Raw genomic sequence first — 19,210 nt, 5'->3', positions numbered from 1 at the left:
TCATGACAACACTCGACGAGGCAGTGTCGCTGGCCAAGGGAGAAAGCGGGCTGGCGGTGATCTCCACGGTTCGTGCCGACGGAACCGTGCAGGCTTCACTGGTCAACGTAGGCCTGTTGCCGCACCCGGCGAATGGCCAACCCGTTCTGGGCTTTACCACCTACGGCCGGGTCAAGCTGGCCAACCTGCGCGCCCGTCCGCAGCTGGCGGTGACCTTCCGCAGCGGGTGGCAGTGGGCGACCGTCGAGGGCCGCGCGGAGTTGGTCGGCCCCGAGGATTCCCGTCCCTGGTTGACGGACGCCGATCAGTTGCGATTGCTGCTGCGTGACGTGTTCACCGCGGCGGGCGGCGCCCACGACGACTGGGACGAGTACGACCGGGTGATGGCTGCCGAGGGCCGCGCCGTGGTGCTCATCGCCCCAACCCGCGTCTACAGCAACGGCTAGCCTCGTTAGGCTGCTCGCGTGACGCTGCAGATCGATGACCAGAACCGGGTACGCACCCTCACGCTGAACCGGCCCGAGGCGCTCAACGCATTCAACGAAGCCCTCTACGACGCCACGGCCGAGGCGTTGCTGGCCGCCGCCGAGGATCCCGAGGTCGCGGTCGTGCTGCTGACCGGCGCGGGGCGCGGCTTCAGCGCCGGCACCGACCTGGCCGAGATGCAGGCCCGCATCACCGACCCCGACTTCACCCCCGGCAAGCACGGCTTCATCGGGTTGATCAATGCGCTCAGCGCGTTTCCGAAGCCACTGATCTGCGCGGTGAACGGGGTAGGCGTCGGAATCGGCGCCACCATCCTCGGCTATGCCGATCTGGCGTTCATGTCGTCGACTGCCCGGCTGAAGTGCCCGTTCACCAGCCTGGGCGTGGCGCCGGAAGCGGCGTCGTCATATCTACTGCCCCAGCTGGTGGGCCGGCAGAACGCGGCCTGGCTGTTGATGTCGTCGGAATGGGTGGGCGCCGACGAGGCGCTGCGGATGGGCCTGGTCTGGCGTGTCTGCGAACCCGACGAACTGTTGGCGCAGGCCCGACAGCACGCGGAAGTCCTTGCCTCCCGGCCGATTTCGAGCCTGATGGCTGTCAAGCACACCATGATGGAACCCGTCCGCCCGGAGATCGTGGCGGCCACCGCCCGGGAAAACGCGCACTTCGCGGAACTGATGGGCGCACATGCCAACGCGGCGGCCCTGGCCGCCTTCAACAAACGCTAGATCGAAGGAGCCGTTTCCAGCTTCGCCTGGGATGCGAGGATCGCGCGCAACGTGCGCCGGCAGCGGCCGCAGTCACCGCCGGCGCCGCACGCGGCGGCGATCTCTTTGGAGGTCGATGCGCCCTGTGCGACGACGTCGCACACGGTCTGGTTGGTTGCCCCAACACAGAGGCACACGTACATCAGCGCACCTCCTGCACGTCGAAATTCCCTTCGTCGAGAGCTCAGTCCAGCGTCTGCGATTCGGTCCGACTCCGGCGTTCCGAGTCCTCGGGCACCCTGGCAATGAGGCCGAATGCGCATGCCGCTTATTAGCGGAGTCTAACCTAAGTTCGTAAGCGCAGTCTAACCTAACCAAGGGGCGACTTACTTCACTCTTGGCGTCACTGAGTGCAGCCAAACCTTGCTGGAACATTCCAAGCGGCCGTGGCAAAGTGCTGCTACAGCCCAGGTTTGCGCGCTCCAGCCCAGCGCGCCCGCCGCGGCCACACACGACAGCCGCTCACACCATAGGAGTGACAATGCAAGGGGATCCGGAAGTTTTGCGTCTGCTCAACGAGCAGTTGACCAGCGAGCTCACCGCGATCAACCAATACTTCCTGCACTCCAAGATGCAGGACAACTGGGGTTTCACCGAGTTAGCTGAGCACACCCGGGCCGAGTCCTTCGACGAGATGCGACACGCCGAGTCGATCACCGACCGCATCCTGTTGCTCGACGGGTTGCCGAACTACCAGCGCCTCTTCTCGCTGCGCATCGGCCAGACGTTGCGCGAGCAGTTCGAGGCCGACCTGGCCATCGAATACGAGGTGATGGAGCGGCTCAAGCCGGCGATCATCCTGTGCCGGGAAAAGCAGGACTCCACCACCGCGAACCTCTTCGAGGAGATCGTGGCCGACGAGGAAAAGCACATCGACTACCTCGAGACCCAGCTCGAGTTGATGGACAAGCTGGGCGTCGAGCTGTACTCGGCGCAGTGCGTGTCGCGGCCACCCAGCTGACTTTCGGGCGCCGCCTTACGCGGGGTTTTGGTTGCCACCGGTTGACCGTGGGCATTCATTACCATCGAACGCCGTGGGAAGGCAGGCATGACGAGCACGACACCAGCAGCGGCTCCGGCCGGCCACACTTCGGATTCGCAACCCGGCAATGTCGCGGTCGACTCGCAGCGACGCAATTTCATCTTCGTGGCGATCCTGCTCGGCATGCTGATGGCCGCACTGGACCAGACGATCGTGGCGACCGCGTTGCCGACCATCGTCGCCAATCTCGGTGGCGCAGGCCATCAATCGTGGGTGGTCACCAGCTACCTCCTCGCGTCGACCATCATCACCGCCCTCGTCGGCAAGTTCGGTGACCTGTTCGGCCGCAAGCGGGTGTTCCAGGCGGCCGTCGTTTTCTTTGTCGTCGGATCCGTGCTGTGCGGGCTCTCGAGTTCGATGGGCATGCTCGTCGCTTCGCGCGCGCTGCAGGGCATCGGCGGCGGCGGACTCATGGTGACGGCCATGGCCCTGATCGGCGAGGTGATCCCGCTGCGGGACCGCGGCCGCTACCAAGGGGCGATGGGAGCGGTGTTCGGCGTCACCACCGTGATCGGTCCCTTGCTCGGCGGCTACTTCACCGACCACTTCACCTGGCGCTGGGCCTTCTGGATCAACGTGCCGATCTCGGTCGTGGTCTTCTTCGTGGCGGCCGCCGCCATCCCGGCGCTGACCGACCGCACCAAACCGGTCATCGACTACACCGGGATCCTGTTAGTCGGCCTGGGCGCCGCGGGCCTGACGCTGGCCACCAGTTGGGGCGGCACCACCTATCCCTGGGGATCGCCCATGATCATCGGCCTGTTCGTCGGCTCGGTGATCGCGTTGTGCCTCTTCGCTTGGGTGGAGAGCCGCGCTGCCGCGCCGATCCTGCCGGTCCGGCTTTTTCGGAGTTCGGTGTTCACCGTCTGCTGTGTGCTGTCTTTCGTGGTCGGTTTCGCGATGCTGGGCGCCCTGACATTCCTGCCGACGTACATGCAATTCGTCGACGGCGTCTCGGCCACCACGTCGGGCCTGCGCACGTTGCCGATGGTGATCGGGATGCTGACCACCTCGATGGGTAGTGGTGTCATCGTCGGCCGCACGGGCAGATACAAAGTCTTCCCCGTCGCCGGCACCGCCGTCATGGCGGTGGCATTCTTTCTGATGTCGCGGATGGACCCGTCGACATCGGTGTTGGTTCAGTCGCTGTACCTCGTCGTCCTCGGCGCCGGGATCGGGATGTGCATGCAGACCCTGGTCCTGATCGTGCAGAACACCGTGGCCTTCGACGACCTGGGCGTCGCGACCTCCGGCGTCACGTTCTTCCGCACGATCGGCAGCTCGTTCGGCGCCGCCATCTTCGGTTCGCTGTTCACGAACTTTCTGCACAGCCGGATCGGCCCGGCGATGCTGGCCAGCCACGCACCGGCCGCGGCCGCCGCGTCGCCGGAGGCGTTGCACCGGCTGCCCCGAGAGATGGCCGCCCCCATCGTCGCCGCCTACGCCGAGTCGCTCACCCAGGTTTTCCTCTGGGCGGTTCCGGTCGCGCTGGTGGGGTTCGTACTGGCATTGTTCCTCCGCGAGGTCCCGCTCCAGGAATTCCACGACAGCACAGTCGATCTCGGTGATGCATTCGGGATGCCGACCAGCGAGACGCCGGACCAGATGCTGGAGAATGCGATCGCCCGGATGATGCGCGGTGAAACCGGCATGCGGTTGCGCAGCATCGCCATGCGACCCGATTGCCGGCTCGACGTCGCCGGGCTGTGGGGTGTCCTGCGGATCAATCGGTACACACAGATGTACGGGACCGCCCGGCTCACCGACATGGCCGACTATCTACGGGTACCGTTCGAGGTTCTCGAGCCCACCTTCGCGCGCTTGGTATCCGCGGGTTACGCGCGGCGCGACGGCGAGCAGATGTGGCTCACACCGGCCGGAGGACAACAAGTCGCCTACGTACAGTCGCTGCTGCTCGCGTGGCTCGTCGACAAGCTCGCCCGGTCACCGGGCGTCGAGGGCCGCCCGGACCGTCGCGCGGTGGAGGCCGCACTGGAACGTGTCGCGCATCGCGTTCTGGCGCAACGCGATTGGCACGACGAGCAGCCGACCAAGGCGATCCCGTCGGCCGCTCGCTAGCCGGTGCCGATACGCATCCGCCGACATCCCCATCCCGGCCTCCGACGCGGGCGTACCATCACGCCATGAGCCGAATCGGAACATTTGCTGACGACGACCTGGCCGGCTGGTTTGCGAAGTCTCCGGACATCGGCGGCGCGCTGGGCGGTTTCAGCCAGGCGGTCTACACCAAGAACCGGTTGCCGTTACGCACCCGCGAACTGGCCCGTGCCGTGATCGCCCACCGCAACGAATGCGTCGTCTGCGTCAACACCCGCGACGAAGACGGACCCGCCGCCGGCGTCGACGAGGAGTTGTACGACCACGTCCACGAATGGCGTACCTGGCCCGGCTACAGCGACCAGGAGCGGCTGGCCGCCGAGTTCGCGGACCGCTTCGCTACCGACCACACCGCCCTGCGCGACGACGAAGACTTCTGGACCCGTTGCGCGGAACACTTCTCGGACGAGTTGCTGGCCGACCTGGCCCTGTCCTGCGCGCTGTGGGTCGGCATGGGTCGAGTGCTGCGGACCCTCGACATCGGCCAGGCCTGCAAGCTCACCATCCCTAGCCGCGGCTAGTTCCCCGCCCGCGGAGGCCGGACCGACGATGAGCGCACCCCGGGCACAAATGGTGGCGCGGTGATGTTGCGCTGTGGGTGAGAGGACTCCGCGGGAGGCGCCGATGAAGATTCGCTTCGGCGTCGGCCTGGGCGCCGACACCACACCGGACCAGTTGGCCGCCATCGTCGATCACCTCGAGGCCGGCGGGGTGGACTCGCTGTGGTTTTCCGAATTGGTGTACTCGCCGGCGGTCGATCCGGTGGTCGGCATGGCGTATTCACTAGCGCGGACGACCCGGCTGAAGGTGGGCACGTCCGTGGCCGTGCTGCCGGGGCGGCATCCGGTGCTGGTGGCAAAACAGTTGGCGTCCTTGGCGGCCGTCGCGCCCAAGCGGGTACTACCCGTCTTCGGTCTGCGCTCGGCGATACCGGCCGAACGCGAGGTGTTCGTGGTCCCCGACGGCGAGCGCGCGGCGGTGTTCGACGAGTCGCTGCGGCTGCTGCGGGCAGCGCTCGTCGAGGAGTCGGCGACGTTCAACGGCCGGTACTTCAGCGTCACCGATGTGGCCGTAGCCCCGAGACCGACACCGCCGCTGGACATCTGGGTGGGCGGTTCGGCGCCGGCCGCGTTTCGACGCATCGGCGCGCTGGGCGACGGTTGGCTGGGCAGCTTCCTCACCCCGGCGGAGGCGCGGGCCGGGCGCGAGGCGATCGAGCGGGCCGCCGCGGCCGCCGGCCGCAGCATCGAACCCGACCACTTCGGCATCTCGTTGGCGGTCGCCGATGCGGAATTGCCCGCCGAGCTGGCCGCGGCGGTGCGCCGGCGTCGCCCGGACCGCGACCCCGGCGAGCTGATCGCCGCCGGGTGGGATCAGCTGCACCGACAACTCGACGCCTATATCGAGGCGGGGTTGACGAAATTCGTCATCCGACCGGTGGGCACGGCGCCGGTGGATGGCTTCCTCGATCGGTTCGTCACTGAATTGGTCACCCGGCAGAACTGAGCGTGCGGGTGGGCCGTTTACCGTACGGCGAGATCCGAGGTTGGGAGAATGACAGCCATGACCGGCGCACCGCTTGCCGCCGCGGCCATTGCCCAACTGGAGGCCGAGGGCGTCGACACGGTCATCGGCACCGTGGTGAATCCCGCCGGGCTCACCCTGGCCAAAACTGTGCCGATCCGGCGAACCAACACCTTCGCGGATCCCGGCTTGGGGGCCAGCCCGTCCTGGCACGCATTCGCCATCGATCAGACCGGTATCGCCTTCACCGCCGATGTGGGCGTGGTGGGGGACCAACGTCTTCGTATCGATCTGTCCGCGTTGCGCATCGTCGGTGACGGTCTCGCGTGGGCGCCCGCCGCGTTTTTCTCCCAGGACGGCACGCCGGTTCCCACGTGCAGCCGGGGAACTTTGCGGCGTCTCGAGGCCGCGCTCACCGAAGCCGGGATCGACGCCGCGATCGGGCACGAGATCGAATTCCTTCTGGTCGGCCCGGATGGCGACCGGTTGCCGTCGACGTTGTGGGCGCAGTACGGTCTGGCCGGCGTGCTGGAGCACGAAGCGTTCGTGCGCGACGTGATCGGCTCGGCGACGAGCGCCGGCATCGCGATTGAACAGTTTCACCCCGAGTACGGGGCGAACCAGTTCGAGATCTCGCTGTCACCGCAGAGCCCGGTGGCCGCCGCCGATCAGCTGATCCTGATGCGGCTCATCATCGGCCGCGCCGCCCGCCGGCACGGGCTGCGCATCAGCCTGTCGCCCGCGCCTTTCGCCGACGGCGTCGGATCCGGTGCCCACCAACACTTTTCGCTGGCGTCGTCGGAAGGCCGGCTGTTCTCCGACGGCCCCGGAACCCACGGCATCACGGAGGCGGGGGAGAGCGCGATAGCGGGCGTGGTCCGCGGCCTGCCGGAGGCCCAGGGCGTGCTGTGCGGGTCCATCGTCTCCGGCTTACGGATGCGCCCCGGCAACTGGGCCGGCGCCTACGCGTGCTGGGGCACCGAAAATCGCGAGGCCGCAGTGCGATTCGTAATCGGCGGGCTGGGAAATCCACGCGGCGGCAATGTCGAGGTGAAGATCGTCGACCCGTCGGCGAACCCGTACCTCGCCTCAGCGGCCATCCTCGGGCTGGCCCTGGACGGCATCAAGTGCCAGGCGGCCCTGCCACCGGAGATCACGGTCGACCCGGCAATGCTGTCCGACTCCGACCGTGAGCGCGACGGCGTCGTGCGCCTGACCGATTTGCAGACCGAAGTGATTGCGGCACTTGATGGTTCAGAGGCGATGCGCCGCATCCTGGGCGATCCGGCGGTCGACATGGTGGTCGCGGTTCGCCGCCTGGAGCAGGAGCGCTACGGCGACCTGGCGCCCGAGCAGCTGGCGGACAAATTCCGCATGGCCTGGAGCCTGTGACTGGTTATGGTCTACGACACCCGCGCCCTGGCCCAGCACATCGGCGGAGTGACGCTGGTCGATCAGCATGTGCACGGTTGCTGGCTGACGCCCGGAGACCGGCAGCGATTCGAGAACGCACTCAACGAGGCCAACAGCGAAGGCATCGATTACCCGGGCTTCGACTCACAACTCGGATTCGCGGTGCGCGCGCATTGCGCCCCCGTCCTGGGGCTGCCCGAACACGTCGATCCGCAGGCCTATTGGGAGCGGCGCAGCCGCTTCGAGGAGGAGGAGCTGGCGCGGCTGTTCTTGGCGGCCGCCGGCGTGAGCGACTGGTTGGTGGACACGGGGATCGGCAGCAGTTGTATCGCCGGGGTCGCGGACATGGCCCGGCTGTCCGGCGGTCGCGCGCGTGAGGTCGTCCGTCTCGAGGAGGTGGCCGAGCAGGCCGTGCAGGCGCCGGGTGACTACGCCGGGGCGTTCGAGGAGATCCTCCATGGGCGCGCAGCCGGCGCGGTCGGCACCAAATCGATTCTTGCCTACCGGGGCGGATTTGATGGCGACCTGAGCGAACCGTCGGGGGCGGAGGTCGCCGAGGCCGCCAGTCGCTGGCGTGAGCGCGGCGGTACCCGATTGCGGGACAGGGTCCTGCTGCGGTTCGGTTTGCACCAGGCGCTGAGACTGGGCAAGCCGCTCCAGTTCCACGTCGGGTTCGGCGACCGTGATTGCGACCTACAGAAGGTTAACCCGCTGCTGCTGGTTGACTTTCTGCGCGACACCTCGGATGTCCCGATCGTCCTGCTGCACTGCTATCCCTACGAGCGCGAGGCCGGCTATCTGGCCCAGGCCTTCAACAACGTCTATCTCGACGGCGGTTTGAGCGTCAACCACCTGGGCGCGCGGGCGCCGGCCTTCATCGCGCGACTGCTGGAGATGGCGCCCTTCTCCAAGATCCTCTACTCGTCGGACGGATTCGGCCCGGCGGAATTGCATTTTCTCGGTGCGGCCTTGTGGCGCAGGGGTATTGACCGCGTGCTACGGGAATTCGTGGACCGCGGTGATTGGAGCGAGGCGGACGCCATCCGGGTGGTCGATCTCATCGCCCGAGAGAACGCCGCGCGCATCTACCGCGTTTGATCCCCGGTGACGCCGGGGTATACCGCCGATTATGGCGACCGCGAAGGGCGTCTTGGGTTGGGCCCGCGACAAGGTGGTGTCGTGGGTGCCCAAAGCCGACCTCGACCAGCGGGATCCGGACTACATCCGGGACCAGCTGCCGGGCACCTGGCTGCTGGCGTCGCTGTACTTCAGGGCGGACGTGCGGGGCCTCGACCGGATTCCGCCCGAGGGCCCGGTGCTGCTGGTCGGCAACCACAGCGGCGGCAACGTGCCTCCCGACACCTTTGTCTTCACGCTCGCCTTCTGCTCCTACTTCGGCGTCGAGCGGCCCTTCTACCAATTGGCGCACGACCTCGTCGTCTCCGCACCGCCGCTCGGCTCGCTACGCAAGTTCGGCACCGTCGCCGCCAACCCCGAAAACGCTCGTCTCGCACTAGAATCCGGAGCGGCCCTGCTGGTCTATCCCGGCGGCGACTACGAGGTATTCCGGCCCTCGTGGGAACGCCACAAGGTCGACTTCGGCGGGCGCATGGGCTACGTAAAGCTGGCCCGCGAGGCCGGGGTGCCGATCGTCCCCGTCGCCAGCGTCGGCGGGCAGGAGAGCGCGCTGTTCCTGAACAGGGGGCAGTGGCTGGCCAAGCTGCTGATGGCGGACAAGTTGCTGCGGCTCAAGAGCATCCCGATCTCGCTGGCGCTGCCCTGGGGCCTCAATATCAGCGATCTGGCGGGCCACATCCCATTGCCCACCAAGATCGTGATCGAGGTTCAAGACCCGATCGAGGTCGACGGCGATGACCAGGCGGTGCATGACAAGGTGATGGCCAGCCTCCAGGGTGGTGTCGACCGGCTGGCCGCAGAACGTCGATTCCCGGTGATCGGCTGATGCGCGTCGAACGCCGTTGCGTCATCAACGCCGACCGTGCCGACGTGTGGAAGATCGTCGGCGACCCGGACTGCTATCCGTCGTTCATGACAAACCTGGAGCGGTGGGAGTCGTCGAACGAGATCTCCGCCGGTGTCGGTGCGCGCTACACCGTCCACTGGAAGATCGGTTCGGTACCCGTTGGCGGGTTGATCGAGGTGGTCGAGTTCGACGACGGCCGCGACCTGGCGTTCGTGGGTATCACCGGGGTGACGCTGCGCGGGCGGATGCGGTTGCGCGACACAGGCGATGGCTGCACAAAGGTAACGTTCCGGCTGTCGTATCAGGCGCCCGGGGGAATTCTCGGGTACATCGCCGACCGGATCGCGGTGCGTCAGGTGGGACGCACACTCTCGGACACGTTGAAACGCCTCCGGAAGATGGCCGAGTCGTAGCCTGAATGACGCATTCCACCGCCGCAGGTCTGCCTTGAGAACGGACCGTCAAACCAGCGCTGACGCGTCGAACACCCAACTCACATCACCATTTGCCAAGCCCTCGAAGTGGTTCGGGGGAGCGAAGGCAACCAGGCTGTTGAAGTCCCAATAGTCTTTCCAGACAGTCACTTTGCCGTCGACGACTTTGTGGACCGTCACGAATCGCAGCACACCCTGTTCGCCAGTGGCGAATGTCCACGTCTCGGAGTGCTCGTAGAGCACGTCGGAGCCGTTGGACACCAGCACCCCGGTGTGGTTCTCGTAGCCGGCCAACTGCTCGAGCCCCATCTTGAGGCGTTTGACAATGTCCTCCGGACCACGGGCCGCCAAAGCGGGGACGGGCATGTCGACATAGAGGCAGTCGTCGGACAGGAACGTCTTGATCGCTTCCCAGTCGCGCCGCGACAGGGCCTGCCACAGCCCTCGTACGACATCCTCGACCGCGATCATAGAAACCTCTGTCATAACGGCAAATAGAACCCTGTTGCCGCCCAGGTGTCAATGAGTTGGCCGGGGGTTCACGCGGCGTGGACCGCTAGCAGTCCACCGCGGCCATCGACCGGGCCGGCCCCAGGTTCACCGGCAACGACGACCAGCCCCGCAGGACGCGGGTTTCGCGCCTGCATCCGGCACCCGCCGCGCGCACCCCGGGGAAGCGGTCGAAAAACGTGCGCAGTCCGACTTCGCCCTCGGCACGCGCGAGGGCGGCGCCGAGGCAGAAGTGCCGGCCACCGGAGAAGGCGAGATGCCTTCCGGCATTCTCCCTTTCGATGTCGAAGCGATGCGGGTCGGGGAACACGGCGGGATCCCGATTGGCGGCGGCCAGATACACCAGCACCAAATCGCCGCGCTCTAACTGCCGGCCGGCTATCTCGACATCGTTGAGCGCCAACCGTGCGGTGAGTTGCACCGGCGACTCCAGCCGCAGGATCTCTTCGACCGCGTTGGGCCACAGCTCGGGGCGCCGTCGCAGGGTGTCGAGGTGCTGGGGCGCGTCCATCAGCATTCGGATCCCGTTGCCGAGCAGATTCACGGTGGTCTCGAAACCGGCGGCCAACACCAGACCGGCGATCGCCTGCAACTCTTTCTCGTTGAGATACGTTTCCGCAGAGCCGCTTTCGGCGGTCTGGATCAGCTGACTCATCAAATTGTCGCTGGGTTCCAAGCGCAACTGCTGCAGGTGCTCGTCGAGCCAGGAGCTGAAGCCGGCAATGCCTTCCTGCACGCTGCGGTACTGTCGCCACGGCAATCCGATGTCGAGACTCGGGGCGGCCAGTTGCCCGAATTCCAGCACACGCCGCCGCTCGGTCTCCGGCACGCCGAGGATCTCACTGATGATCGAAACCGGAAGTTGCGCGCAGTACCGCCGGACGATGTCCACGACACCCACCTCGCCGGCCAGCCGGTCAAGCAGTTCGGCGGCCGTCTGCTCCACCCGATCTCGCAGCGCGGCAACCGCTCTGGGGGTAAACACCGCCGATACGGTCTTGCGGTAGCGGGTGTGGTCGGGCGGCTCGACCGCCAGTAACGACGGTGCCCGTAGTGGATGCAGGAGGTCATCGCGGGTACGGCGCTCCAGCCATCGCAGTGGCGCCGGCAGGTTCGATCCGAAGATCAGCACCCGGAAATCATCGGACCGCAGCAGCTCATGGGCGAGCGCGTGATCCGCCGTCAGATAGGCGACGCGGCCCTTCACCAGCTTGCCCCGGGCGCGGACCTCGTCGTAGTAGGGGATCGGGTCGGCGGCGACCGCCGGATCGGCGATCAGCCGGGCCTGGACCTCACCGCGCCGGGCTCCGAGCGCAGCGGCTCCCCGGATGAAGCCATGCATCGCGAACCAGTGCAATCGTTCCTTCACTGGCCCCTCCCTGGTCCGGTGTCGTTTCGAGCCTAGGCCCCGACCACCTCGAGAGTCAGCACTCAGCGACGATTTTGAAGTCGGTGGTCACCACTTTATTGGGGTTGCTGCTGTTGATGCCGTACGCGCTGCCCGTGATGGTGTATGCGTCGTTGGTGAGGTCGACATGCGCGTCTCCCACCCCGCCTTGCCAGAAACTGCCGGTGAAGCCGTCGACATTGCGGATCTTCACCCACTGCGGCATCACCCGGTAACCGCTGAGCAACACCACCGCTTCAACCCCGCCATCGTGGTCGCCGATGTTGATGGTCCGATACATCTGATCCTGCCGGCACGCGGGGGGACGCGTCGTGTGAGTCGCGCCGTCGATGGTCAGGCGGGCGGCCCGGCGAGGTGTCGTCTGGGCGGCGCTGCACCCGGCGACGCTGACGACGACCGCGGCCAGGACCAAAGCCACTATGAGCAACCGATTTTGCACCAGCCGACCTCCTTATTGTTGCTTCGGCACCAGCTTGGGTAGGGACTTGACGATGCTGCGGCGCACGAATTCCGGGCTCAAACCCTTGAAAAAGTCAATCAGGCGAATGCTCTTCGGCACATACCAATGCAACCGCTTTTGATTGTGGTAGGCCTGCCACGCCGTCTCGGCCACGCTGCTTGCCGGCATCAATCGAAGCATGCCCTTCTTCGGCGCCGTGGCCCGCAGTTGCTCGGCCGTCATGGGCGCGGTCCGGTCGTCGGAGTGGTTGGCCGTCGTCGTGAGGATGGCGGTGTCGATCAGACCGGGTAGTACATCGGCGACGCGCACCCCGTGTCGCTGCCATTCCACGCTCAGGGCCTCCGTCAGACCTTTGACCGCGTGCTTGGTGGACGAGTAGACCGCCAGGCGAGGCATGCCATAGGTGCCCGACGACGACGACGTCGAGAACATCAGGCTGCCGGGGGTTTTCTTGAGGTACGGCAGCGAGGCGTAGGCACCGGTCAGGACCGCCTTGAAGTTCACGTCGACGACGCGCATCGCGGCGTCATAGGGCACGTCCTCGAACCAGCCGGATTCGCCGATGCCGGCGTTGTTCCACATCATGTCCAGGCCGCCACCGGTGTTGCCGGCGCAGAAATCGGCCAGGGCGCCGTCGAGGGCCGCCTTGTCCGTCACATCGACGGCGCGGGTCCACAGCCGATCGTCACCGAGTTCATCGCTCAGGGTCGCAAGGCCGGCCTCGTTGCGGTCGACCGCGCCCACCCGCCAACCCTTGGCGTGGAACAGCTTTGCCCCCGCGCGGCCCATGCCGCTGCCCGCGCCGGTGATGAAGACCGATTTCACGAGCGTCAGTCCGCCTCGGCCACGTCTTTGATGCGGTTCAGCGTCTTGGTCATGTCACGGATGTTGCGGCGCTTGCGCAGAAAGCCGCCGAACAACCAGTACACCCCGAGCCACGGCGCCGGGTTGAGCCGAAACGACTCGGTGACGTCGGTCCCGCCGCCGCTGGGCGCCAGGCGGTAGTGCCAGTTGTTGACCGGCCTGTCACCGAGCAGCACCGTGAAGCCGAATTCGCGACCCGGTTCGCACGCGGTGACCTTGCACGTCGTCCAATACACCGGGCCCATCTCGTTGCGCTTGACGTGGCCGCGGAATTTCGCGCCGAGGGCCGGGCCAGTCGCGCCGCCCAGCCACTCGGCTTCAAAAACTTCCGGGGAGAACTTTCCGGTGTTGCGGACGTCTGCGATGAGATTCCAGATCTTGGCCGCAGGCGCCGCCATATGAACAGTCGCCGAACCTTCCATGGGCTGATCCAAACATAGCTAGGCGCTGGGACATAGGCCGCAGGGGCGTTTCATCAGTGCGGGACGGCCGCCTGGATCAGCCCGTTGATGATCTGCTTGATGCCCTGGGCCGGGTGCGAGTACCAACCGATTGGCAGGCCGGACTGCGCGCCGCACTTTGGCCAGGCCTCCACGCCCTCTTCGGCGAAAACCCGGTTGGCCACGGCGATTTGCTGCTCCCTGGATGCGGCAGCGGGGTTACCGACGCCGCCGTAGCGGGCCCAGGTGCTCGGTTTGAATTGCAGCCCACCGTATTCGCCGTTCCCGGTGTTGGCGTGCCAGTTGCCACCGGATTCGCATTGAGCGATCGCGTCCCAGTTGGGAGCGGTTTCCGCGCTCACCACACCCGTGGACGAAGCCATCGACGCTGCAACGAACCCGCCGACCGCTACGGACTTGACGAGAAGCTTGCAGAGAACTTTCATGTCCAGGATTTCGGCGCGTGTGGCCAAAGCGTTACCTATTTGAAAATGGCGCGAGATATGTCATCTATCTGCGGAAACCGCCTTATCGGCAGGCCAAATCGGACCGTTAGAAATCGGTGAGGAAAAATTAAATTATTGCTGGCAATACGACTGCGTCGCTGATGACAGGGCCTTTTGGTACAGGCTGTCGAGCTGACGATCCCGGATGACGCCGCTTCGTGCGGCGTCGCGTTTCGCGGCACATTCCGGCGAGTGCAGCAGGCTCCAGTTGGCCACAATCTGGGTCAGCATCGTCCGGTTGAGGGCGTCGATTGCTGACCGCGACGCCGATAGGTCCGGCGAGTCGGCCGGAGCGCTTGCCGGGTTCAGCTTCCAGTCCGCGAACCGGCCGTATTCGATGGCCTCGGTGGCGCCGATCTGGTCCCTGAAAACCCGCGTGACGTAGTCGCGGTCGACGTGTCCGGCGTCGGCCTCGTCGCCCAGCCTGGCCAGCTCCTGCTGGACGCGGGCCGGGTCTTCGATGGCGCCGTGCTGGTTCCATTTGTAGGCGGCGACGGGCTCGGCAACCTGCAGCCGTTGCGCGGCGGCGTCGACCAAGGGGGTCAGCGGGCTCGCCGAGTCGGCCCGTACCGGCGCCACAAGCATCGCCAGGCCGCCGATCACGGCAGCACAGCGCGCGGCCGCAGCCAGGCGGGGCGGGCGAACGCTGCGGTGCATGACGATGATTCTGGCGTGTCGGTGGCCCGGCGTCGGCCGAGAAGCTCCGACGTGATGCCGTCACAGTGATCATTTGTCGCCGGACGACGAAACCGCCGGGCTGTCGGCCCCTTAACCACTACTGCGCCTGACCAAGTTGTCAGGCGCAGTAGTGAACGAGCCGGGCGAAGGGTTATCCGCCGCCGCCCTGGGTGGCGCCGAGGGCGCCTTGCAGGTCGGGCTTCATGGCGTTGAGCTGGGCTCCCCAGTACTCCCAGCTGTGCGTCCCGTTGGCGTCGAAGTTGAACACGGCGTTGTGGCCACCGGCCGCGTTGTAGGCATCCCGGAACTTCAGGTTGCTGCTCCGTACGAAGTTCTCCAGGAACTCGGCGGGCATGTTCGCCCCACCCAACTCAGACGGCGTCCCGTTACCGCAGTAGATCCAGAGGCGGGTGTTGTTCGCGGCCAGCGTCCCAACCTGAAGGGTCGGGTCGTTGCGCGCCCAGGCCGGGTCGCTCGGCGGCCCCCACATGGCGTCGGGCTTGTAGCCGCCGGCGTCGCCCATCGCCAGACCGATCAGAGAGGGCCCCATCCCCTGGGAGGGGTCCATCAGGGCCGACAGCGAGCCGGCGTAGATGAACTGCCCCGGGTGGTACACGGCCAAGATCAGCGCCGAGGAGCCGGACATCGAGATACCGACCGCGGCGCTGCCGTTGGACTTTACGCTCTTGTTGGAGGCCAGATACCCGGGCAGTTCGCTGGTCAGGAAGGTTTCCCACTTGTAAGTCGAGCAGCCGGCCTTACCGCACGCCGGACCGTACCAGTCGGTGTAGAAGCTGGACTGGCCGCCGACCGGCATGACGATCGATAGGCCCGACTTGTAGTACCACTCGAACGCCGGTGTGTTGATGTCCCAGCCGTTGTAGTCGTCTTGGGCCCGCAGGCCGTCCAGCAGATACACCGCGGGAGAACCGTTGCCGCCGCTCTGGAACTGGACCTTGATGTTGCGGCCCATGCCCGCGGACGGCACCTGCAGGTACTCGACGGGCAGACCCGGACGGGAGAACGCGTTCGCTGTCGGGGCGCCGCCGGCAAGACCGATCAGGCCCGGCAGCGTGGCTGCCGCCGCTGTGCCGACCAAAAGCCGGCGCCCCCAGGCCCGGACCTTCTCGCTCAGATCTGTCATACCTGCCCCTTGTCGATGTGGTCAGTGTGATCGTGGTCTCATCAGGAATTTACCGCGTGAGTCCGCGAAATGTCGATTGGGACGCGAACGCGTCTCGTTTCGGCATCGCATTTCACCTCATAATTTCGCCACCCGGCACACCCGGGCAACGACAGGCGACGCGTACCCGCTCGATGACGGTCCAACCCGTCGGGTCAGAAAATGCCCAGGTAGCACCGCCCCTTCAGGCGCGGAGAGCGCCGAGCACCCCCGCGATACGCCACGTTATGGAAAGCACCCGAAATGAAGGGCACGCCGGACTTCGGCGCGGATCGCCACCGGACAGTGCGCGTCGCATTTTTGACCGTTTGAAGGTGTCTCCGCCGTACCGCGACACCGATAAATATTTTCTCGGCCGATAAAAAGATGGGGTTTTTGCCGGCGAACAGCCACCGCCGATATCCGTGGCACGTGGCCAGCCGCGCTCGCGGTTCCCGGCGCGGCCCTGTCATCTGGCGATTCCCAGGCGAGGGCTGACCGGGGCAGCCGGACTTGCGCCGACCGCGTAGGCTCTCTCGAAGCAAGCCGATGAAGACCACGCTATCCCGTGTCTGTTCCGGCTCTCACGAATCACCGCACCTGCGGCTTCATGGTGCGCGTCGGTGCGGCTGAGGGCGTCGGACGCGGGACCGATTGGGGCATAGATTTGGACACGGTTCTTGGCCTGTCAGTGACGCCGACCACCGTTGGTTGGGTCCTCGCTGAAGGACACGGCGCGGATGGCACCATCCTGGATCACCAGGAGCTGGCGCTACGCGCTGGCCACGGCGTTCACGCCGTCGGTACCGCAGAGCAAGTGGTAGACGAGGTATTGCGGGTCGACACGGCAGCGGCGGCAAGCGACCACCGCCTGCGTGTCATCGGAGTGACCTGGAACGACGAAGCATCCGCACAGGCCGCGCTGGTGCTGGAGGCGTTGACCGATGCCGGATTCGACAACGTCGTGCCGATCCGGTTCCTGGACGCGTTCGAGACGTTGGCTCAGGCCATCGCGCCCGTCATCGGCTACGAGCAGACGGCGGTCTGCATTCTCGACCACGACGCGACCACCGTCGTCATGGTCGACACCCATGATGGGGAGACCCAGACCGCGACCAAGCACGTGCGCGGCGGCTTCGACGGCCTGACCCGCTGGCTCACCGGCATGTTCGAGCGCAACGGATGGCAGCCGGGCGGCGTTGTGGTCGTCGGTGCCCACGACGACATCGACGGGCTCTCCTGGCAACTCGAAAAGACTTTGCCGGTGCCGGTTTTCGTACAGTCGATGGCCCAGGTGACCATCGCGCGCGGCGCCGCACTGTCCGCGGCCCGCAGCACCGAGTTCACCGACGAGCAGTTGGTGGAGGACGTCAGCGAACCCGTTCCGGCACCCACCCAGAAGCGGCAATTGTCCTACTCCGGGGCCGTCACCGCGCTGGCGGCCGGCGCCATCACCTTCGTCGGCTCGGTGTCACTCGCGGTGGGGATTCACGTCGGTCCCGCCAGCGCGGCGCCCGCGCCGAAGCACGCTAGCCACCCGCCGACAACGCAGATCGCCGAGGCGGTCACGGCCGTCGCACCGCTTCCGGCGGCCCCGCCGACCAAGCCAACGGCTCCGCAGGCCAAGCCGCCTGCCGGGGAACCGGTTTCGGAGCCGAGCGCTCCGGAAGAGCAGCCGGGCGCCGGCGGCGACCGACAGCCGTACCTGACGCGGGTACTGGAGCACATTCCCGGCGACACCGGCGAACCGGCGGCTGATTCATCCCCGCGCTCAGCGACCGACCCGCAGCCCTGACCTTTATTCCGACGCTGCGCCGCCGATGCTCAATTGTCCTGGGCGCGAACCGCGGAGAAAGTCAACGACACCTCGTCTGCGACTTGGACCGACCCCATCAGCAGCGAGTAGGGCTTGATGCCGTAGTCGGACTGGCGGATGGTGGATTCGACCGACATCCGCCATGACTCCCCGAGATCTTCTGTGTGCACCTCGATCACGTGGTCTCGCGACTTTCCCCGTATCTCGAGCGTGCCGGTCAGACGGTACCCGTCGTCGGCCTCCTCGATGACGTCCGTGGTGTATCGGATTTCGGGGAATCGACTGGCGGACAATGACTTCAGCGCGTTCGACCGCACCAATGCCTTCTCGGTCCCGGACAGCCCTTTGACTCCGCCGTCGCCGCGCAGCACCTCGAACGAATCGGTCTCGACCACAAGCTCCGCGCTGTCGGGTCGAAAGTCGGCCCAGCGTACGGTGGCGCGCCAGCGCGTCATCGCGATGGTGAGACGATGCCCCATCCGTGCCGCCCTACCGGCAACACCGGTGTGCAACAACAATTCACCGTCAGCCGGACCGATCGTCCAGACCGAGTTTTCGTCGGAAGTCACGAACCGACTGTGTCACATGGTCAAGACGGTCCGGTAGTGCGCCCGACCCTCTTCCAGGGCCGCATAGCCCTCCTTGGCCTGGGACAGCGGAAGTTCCTCGATCCACGCCCGCACGCCGGACAAGACCGCGAAATGCATCGTGTCTTCGACGTCCTTCGCCGTACCGGAGGGATGGCCGACGATGCTGACGCCCGGCGTTATCAGTTGCACCGGGCTGATCGGCAGCGGCTCGGGCGTGACCCCGATGGTGACCAGTTCACCTTGGGGGAGTATGCCGCCGACCGTGGCGGCCATGGCTTGTGAATTGCCGGCGGTGGCCAGGACAACGGTCGCGCCGCCAAGATCCTTCAGCGCCTCGGCGGGATCGTTGGCGGTGGAGTCGATGTAGTGATGGGCGCCCAGCTTCCGGGCATCGTCGGCCTTGCCGGTACCGCGGTTGATCGCGATGGTTTCGAAGCCCATCGCCCGGGCGAACTGCACGCCGAGGTGGCCCAGTCCGCCGACACCGAGAATCGCCACCCGATCGCCGGGGAGCGCCTTGGTGTGCCGCAAGGCGTTGTACGTTGTCACGCCCGCACAACCCATCGGGGCGGCCTCGGCGTCGGAGAGCTCGTCCGGGATACGGGCCAGCGCGCTCACCGGCACGGTCACCGACTCCGCGTATCCACCGGGATACTGCCAACTCGGCACCTTGCCGTTCTCGCAGTGAATGAACAGGCCCTTACGGCATTGGTTGCAGCGCTGGCAACAACCGCCGAACCAGCCGACCGCGACGCGATCACCGATCGCGAAATCCTGTACGCCATCGCCGATCTCGGCGATCTTGCCGGCGATTTCATGCCCGGGAGTCAGCGGCCAGGACATGCCGGGGAATCCGCCGTTGACGAAGTGCGCGTCGGTGCCGCAGATGCCGCACGCAGCGACCGTCAGCCGTACCTCGTCGCGACCCGGTGGTTTGGTTTCGGCGTCGACCAGCTCCAAAGCTGCACCTGCGGAAGGGACATGGACGGCTCGATGAGTGGGCATGTC

22 protein-coding genes are annotated in these 19,210 nt (G+C 66.3%); 11 read left to right on the top strand and 11 right to left on the bottom strand.

The genetic code is table 11. The annotated features are described in order from the left end of the window. Nucleotides 1-2 precede the first annotated feature (2 nt). Nucleotides 3-446, top strand: a complete 444-nt coding sequence (locus B8W69_RS09915; protein WP_085289651.1) for a PPOX class F420-dependent oxidoreductase — start codon at nt 3-5, stop codon at nt 444-446. A gap of 18 nt (nt 447-464) precedes the next feature. After that, nucleotides 465-1,214 carry an enoyl-CoA hydratase/isomerase family protein gene (locus tag B8W69_RS09910; protein ID WP_085289650.1) on the top strand — a complete coding sequence of 250 codons (750 nt, stop codon included), beginning with the start codon at nt 465-467 and terminating at the stop codon, nt 1,212-1,214. Here B8W69_RS09910 and B8W69_RS09905 read toward each other — a convergent pair. Then, nucleotides 1,211-1,396, bottom strand: a complete 186-nt coding sequence (locus tag B8W69_RS09905) for a (2Fe-2S)-binding protein (protein ID WP_085289649.1) — start codon at nt 1,394-1,396, stop codon at nt 1,211-1,213. The genes B8W69_RS09910 and B8W69_RS09905 overlap by 4 nt on opposite strands. Nucleotides 1,397-1,734: 338 nt before the next feature. On the opposite strand from B8W69_RS09905, the gene bfr reads away from it, so the two are divergent. The 8 genes from bfr (at nt 1,735) to B8W69_RS09865 (ending at nt 9,747) form a co-directional block, all read left to right on the top strand. Beyond that, nucleotides 1,735-2,214: a bacterioferritin gene (gene bfr, locus B8W69_RS09900; protein ID WP_067834820.1), complete on the top strand. Its 480-nt coding sequence runs from the start codon at nt 1,735-1,737 to the stop codon at nt 2,212-2,214. Nucleotides 2,215-2,301: 87 nt separating this feature from the next. Beyond that, nucleotides 2,302-4,374, top strand: coding sequence for an MDR family MFS transporter (locus B8W69_RS09895; protein ID WP_085289648.1), 2,073 nt, complete (start codon nt 2,302-2,304; stop codon nt 4,372-4,374). 65 nt (nt 4,375-4,439) lie between these two features. Further along, nucleotides 4,440-4,934 carry a carboxymuconolactone decarboxylase family protein gene (locus B8W69_RS09890; protein ID WP_085289647.1) on the top strand — a complete coding sequence of 165 codons (495 nt, stop codon included), beginning with the start codon at nt 4,440-4,442 and terminating at the stop codon, nt 4,932-4,934. 103 nt (nt 4,935-5,037) lie between these two features. Then, nucleotides 5,038-5,919: a TIGR03854 family LLM class F420-dependent oxidoreductase gene (locus B8W69_RS09885; protein ID WP_085289646.1), complete on the top strand. Its 882-nt coding sequence runs from the start codon at nt 5,038-5,040 to the stop codon at nt 5,917-5,919. Nucleotides 5,920-5,976: 57 nt separating this feature from the next. Continuing rightward, nucleotides 5,977-7,329: a type I glutamate--ammonia ligase gene (locus B8W69_RS09880; protein WP_085289645.1), complete on the top strand. Its 1,353-nt coding sequence runs from the start codon at nt 5,977-5,979 to the stop codon at nt 7,327-7,329. Nucleotides 7,330-7,335: 6 nt separating this feature from the next. After that, nucleotides 7,336-8,448, top strand: coding sequence for an amidohydrolase family protein (locus tag B8W69_RS09875; protein ID WP_085289644.1), 1,113 nt, complete (start codon nt 7,336-7,338; stop codon nt 8,446-8,448). Nucleotides 8,449-8,479: 31 nt separating this feature from the next. After that, nucleotides 8,480-9,313 (top strand): lysophospholipid acyltransferase family protein, encoded by an 834-nt coding sequence (locus B8W69_RS09870; RefSeq protein ID WP_085289643.1) that lies wholly within the window; start codon nt 8,480-8,482, stop codon nt 9,311-9,313. Continuing rightward, a complete protein-coding gene (locus tag B8W69_RS09865; RefSeq protein WP_085289642.1) occupies nt 9,313-9,747 on the top strand; it encodes an SRPBCC family protein in 435 nt (144 codons plus the stop codon). The genes B8W69_RS09870 and B8W69_RS09865 overlap by 1 nt, the downstream gene beginning before the upstream one ends. 48 nt (nt 9,748-9,795) lie before the next feature. Here the strand turns inward: B8W69_RS09865 and B8W69_RS09860 are convergent, their stop codons facing one another. The 8 genes from B8W69_RS09860 to ag85B form a co-directional block, all read right to left on the bottom strand. After that, the gene (locus B8W69_RS09860) at nt 9,796-10,239 is read right to left on the bottom strand and encodes a nuclear transport factor 2 family protein (RefSeq protein ID WP_085289730.1); all 444 of its coding nucleotides are present in this window, start codon (nt 10,237-10,239) and stop codon (nt 9,796-9,798) included. A gap of 85 nt (nt 10,240-10,324) precedes the next feature. Then, on the bottom strand, nt 10,325-11,647 hold the full coding sequence (locus tag B8W69_RS09855) for a cytochrome P450 (RefSeq protein WP_085289641.1): 1,323 nt from the start codon (nt 11,645-11,647) through the stop codon (nt 10,325-10,327). Nucleotides 11,648-11,702: 55 nt separating this feature from the next. Further along, nucleotides 11,703-12,125, bottom strand: a complete 423-nt coding sequence (locus B8W69_RS09850; protein ID WP_085289640.1) for a lipoprotein LpqH — start codon at nt 12,123-12,125, stop codon at nt 11,703-11,705. A gap of 12 nt (nt 12,126-12,137) precedes the next feature. Next, nucleotides 12,138-12,971 (bottom strand): SDR family oxidoreductase, encoded by an 834-nt coding sequence (locus tag B8W69_RS09845; RefSeq protein ID WP_085289639.1) that lies wholly within the window; start codon nt 12,969-12,971, stop codon nt 12,138-12,140. Between the two features lie 5 nt (nt 12,972-12,976). Further along, nucleotides 12,977-13,432, bottom strand: coding sequence for an SRPBCC family protein (locus B8W69_RS09840; RefSeq protein ID WP_085289638.1), 456 nt, complete (start codon nt 13,430-13,432; stop codon nt 12,977-12,979). Nucleotides 13,433-13,485: 53 nt separating this feature from the next. Further along, nucleotides 13,486-13,923 (bottom strand): resuscitation-promoting factor RpfC, encoded by a 438-nt coding sequence (gene rpfC, locus B8W69_RS09835; protein ID WP_085289637.1) that lies wholly within the window; start codon nt 13,921-13,923, stop codon nt 13,486-13,488. Nucleotides 13,924-14,028: 105 nt separating this feature from the next. Further along, a complete protein-coding gene (locus tag B8W69_RS09830; RefSeq protein WP_085289636.1) occupies nt 14,029-14,613 on the bottom strand; it encodes a chorismate mutase in 585 nt (194 codons plus the stop codon). A 172-nt stretch (nt 14,614-14,785) separates the two neighbouring features. Next, on the bottom strand, nt 14,786-15,778 hold the full coding sequence (gene ag85B / locus B8W69_RS09825; RefSeq protein ID WP_085289635.1) for a diacylglycerol acyltransferase/mycolyltransferase Ag85B: 993 nt from the start codon (nt 15,776-15,778) through the stop codon (nt 14,786-14,788). Between the two features lie 685 nt (nt 15,779-16,463). Here ag85B and B8W69_RS09820 point away from each other — a divergent pair. Continuing rightward, nucleotides 16,464-17,591, top strand: a complete 1,128-nt coding sequence (locus B8W69_RS09820) for a DUF7159 family protein (RefSeq protein WP_085289634.1) — start codon at nt 16,464-16,466, stop codon at nt 17,589-17,591. Nucleotides 17,592-17,620: 29 nt separating this feature from the next. On the opposite strand, the gene B8W69_RS09815 is transcribed toward B8W69_RS09820, so the two are convergent. Together B8W69_RS09815 and B8W69_RS09810 are read right to left on the bottom strand one after the other, a co-directional pair. Further along, the gene (locus B8W69_RS09815; RefSeq protein ID WP_085289633.1) at nt 17,621-18,181 is read right to left on the bottom strand and encodes a YceI family protein; all 561 of its coding nucleotides are present in this window, start codon (nt 18,179-18,181) and stop codon (nt 17,621-17,623) included. 12 nt (nt 18,182-18,193) lie between these two features. Further along, entirely contained in the window at nt 18,194-19,207 is a 1,014-nt protein-coding gene (locus tag B8W69_RS09810; protein ID WP_085289632.1) for an alcohol dehydrogenase, read from the bottom strand. Between the last annotated feature and the right edge of the window lie 3 nt (nt 19,208-19,210).

The organism is Mycolicibacterium vulneris, from assembly GCF_002104765.1.
In the GTDB taxonomy this organism is placed as follows: Bacteria; Actinomycetota; Actinomycetes; order Mycobacteriales; family Mycobacteriaceae; genus Mycobacterium; species Mycobacterium vulneris.
The sequence above is the reverse complement of the archived record's forward strand: the minus strand, read 5'-3'. Positions and strand labels throughout refer to the sequence as shown.

What these genes read in the sequence shown, in the direction of transcription:
- B8W69_RS09880 (WP_085289645.1), top strand. Translation starts at nt 5,977, where the DNA reads ATGACCGGCGCACCGCTTGCCGCCGCGGCCATTGCCCAACTGGAGGCC.
- B8W69_RS09830 (WP_085289636.1), bottom strand. Translation starts at nt 14,613, where the DNA reads ATGCACCGCAGCGTTCGCCCGCCCCGCCTGGCTGCGGCCGCGCGCTGT.
- B8W69_RS09860 (WP_085289730.1), bottom strand. Translation starts at nt 10,239, where the DNA reads ATGATCGCGGTCGAGGATGTCGTACGAGGGCTGTGGCAGGCCCTGTCG.
- bfr (WP_067834820.1), top strand. Translation starts at nt 1,735, where the DNA reads ATGCAAGGGGATCCGGAAGTTTTGCGTCTGCTCAACGAGCAGTTGACC.
- B8W69_RS09895 (WP_085289648.1), top strand. Translation starts at nt 2,302, where the DNA reads ATGACGAGCACGACACCAGCAGCGGCTCCGGCCGGCCACACTTCGGAT.
- B8W69_RS09865 (WP_085289642.1), top strand. Translation starts at nt 9,313, where the DNA reads ATGCGCGTCGAACGCCGTTGCGTCATCAACGCCGACCGTGCCGACGTG.
- B8W69_RS09905 (WP_085289649.1), bottom strand. Translation starts at nt 1,396, where the DNA reads ATGTACGTGTGCCTCTGTGTTGGGGCAACCAACCAGACCGTGTGCGAC.
- B8W69_RS09810 (WP_085289632.1), bottom strand. Translation starts at nt 19,207, where the DNA reads ATGCCCACTCATCGAGCCGTCCATGTCCCTTCCGCAGGTGCAGCTTTG.
- B8W69_RS09870 (WP_085289643.1), top strand. Translation starts at nt 8,480, where the DNA reads ATGGCGACCGCGAAGGGCGTCTTGGGTTGGGCCCGCGACAAGGTGGTG.
- B8W69_RS09840 (WP_085289638.1), bottom strand. Translation starts at nt 13,432, where the DNA reads ATGGAAGGTTCGGCGACTGTTCATATGGCGGCGCCTGCGGCCAAGATC.
- B8W69_RS09915 (WP_085289651.1), top strand. Translation starts at nt 3, where the DNA reads ATGACAACACTCGACGAGGCAGTGTCGCTGGCCAAGGGAGAAAGCGGG.
- B8W69_RS09885 (WP_085289646.1), top strand. Translation starts at nt 5,038, where the DNA reads ATGAAGATTCGCTTCGGCGTCGGCCTGGGCGCCGACACCACACCGGAC.
- ag85B (WP_085289635.1), bottom strand. Translation starts at nt 15,778, where the DNA reads ATGACAGATCTGAGCGAGAAGGTCCGGGCCTGGGGGCGCCGGCTTTTG.
- B8W69_RS09890 (WP_085289647.1), top strand. Translation starts at nt 4,440, where the DNA reads ATGAGCCGAATCGGAACATTTGCTGACGACGACCTGGCCGGCTGGTTT.
- B8W69_RS09875 (WP_085289644.1), top strand. Translation starts at nt 7,336, where the DNA reads ATGGTCTACGACACCCGCGCCCTGGCCCAGCACATCGGCGGAGTGACG.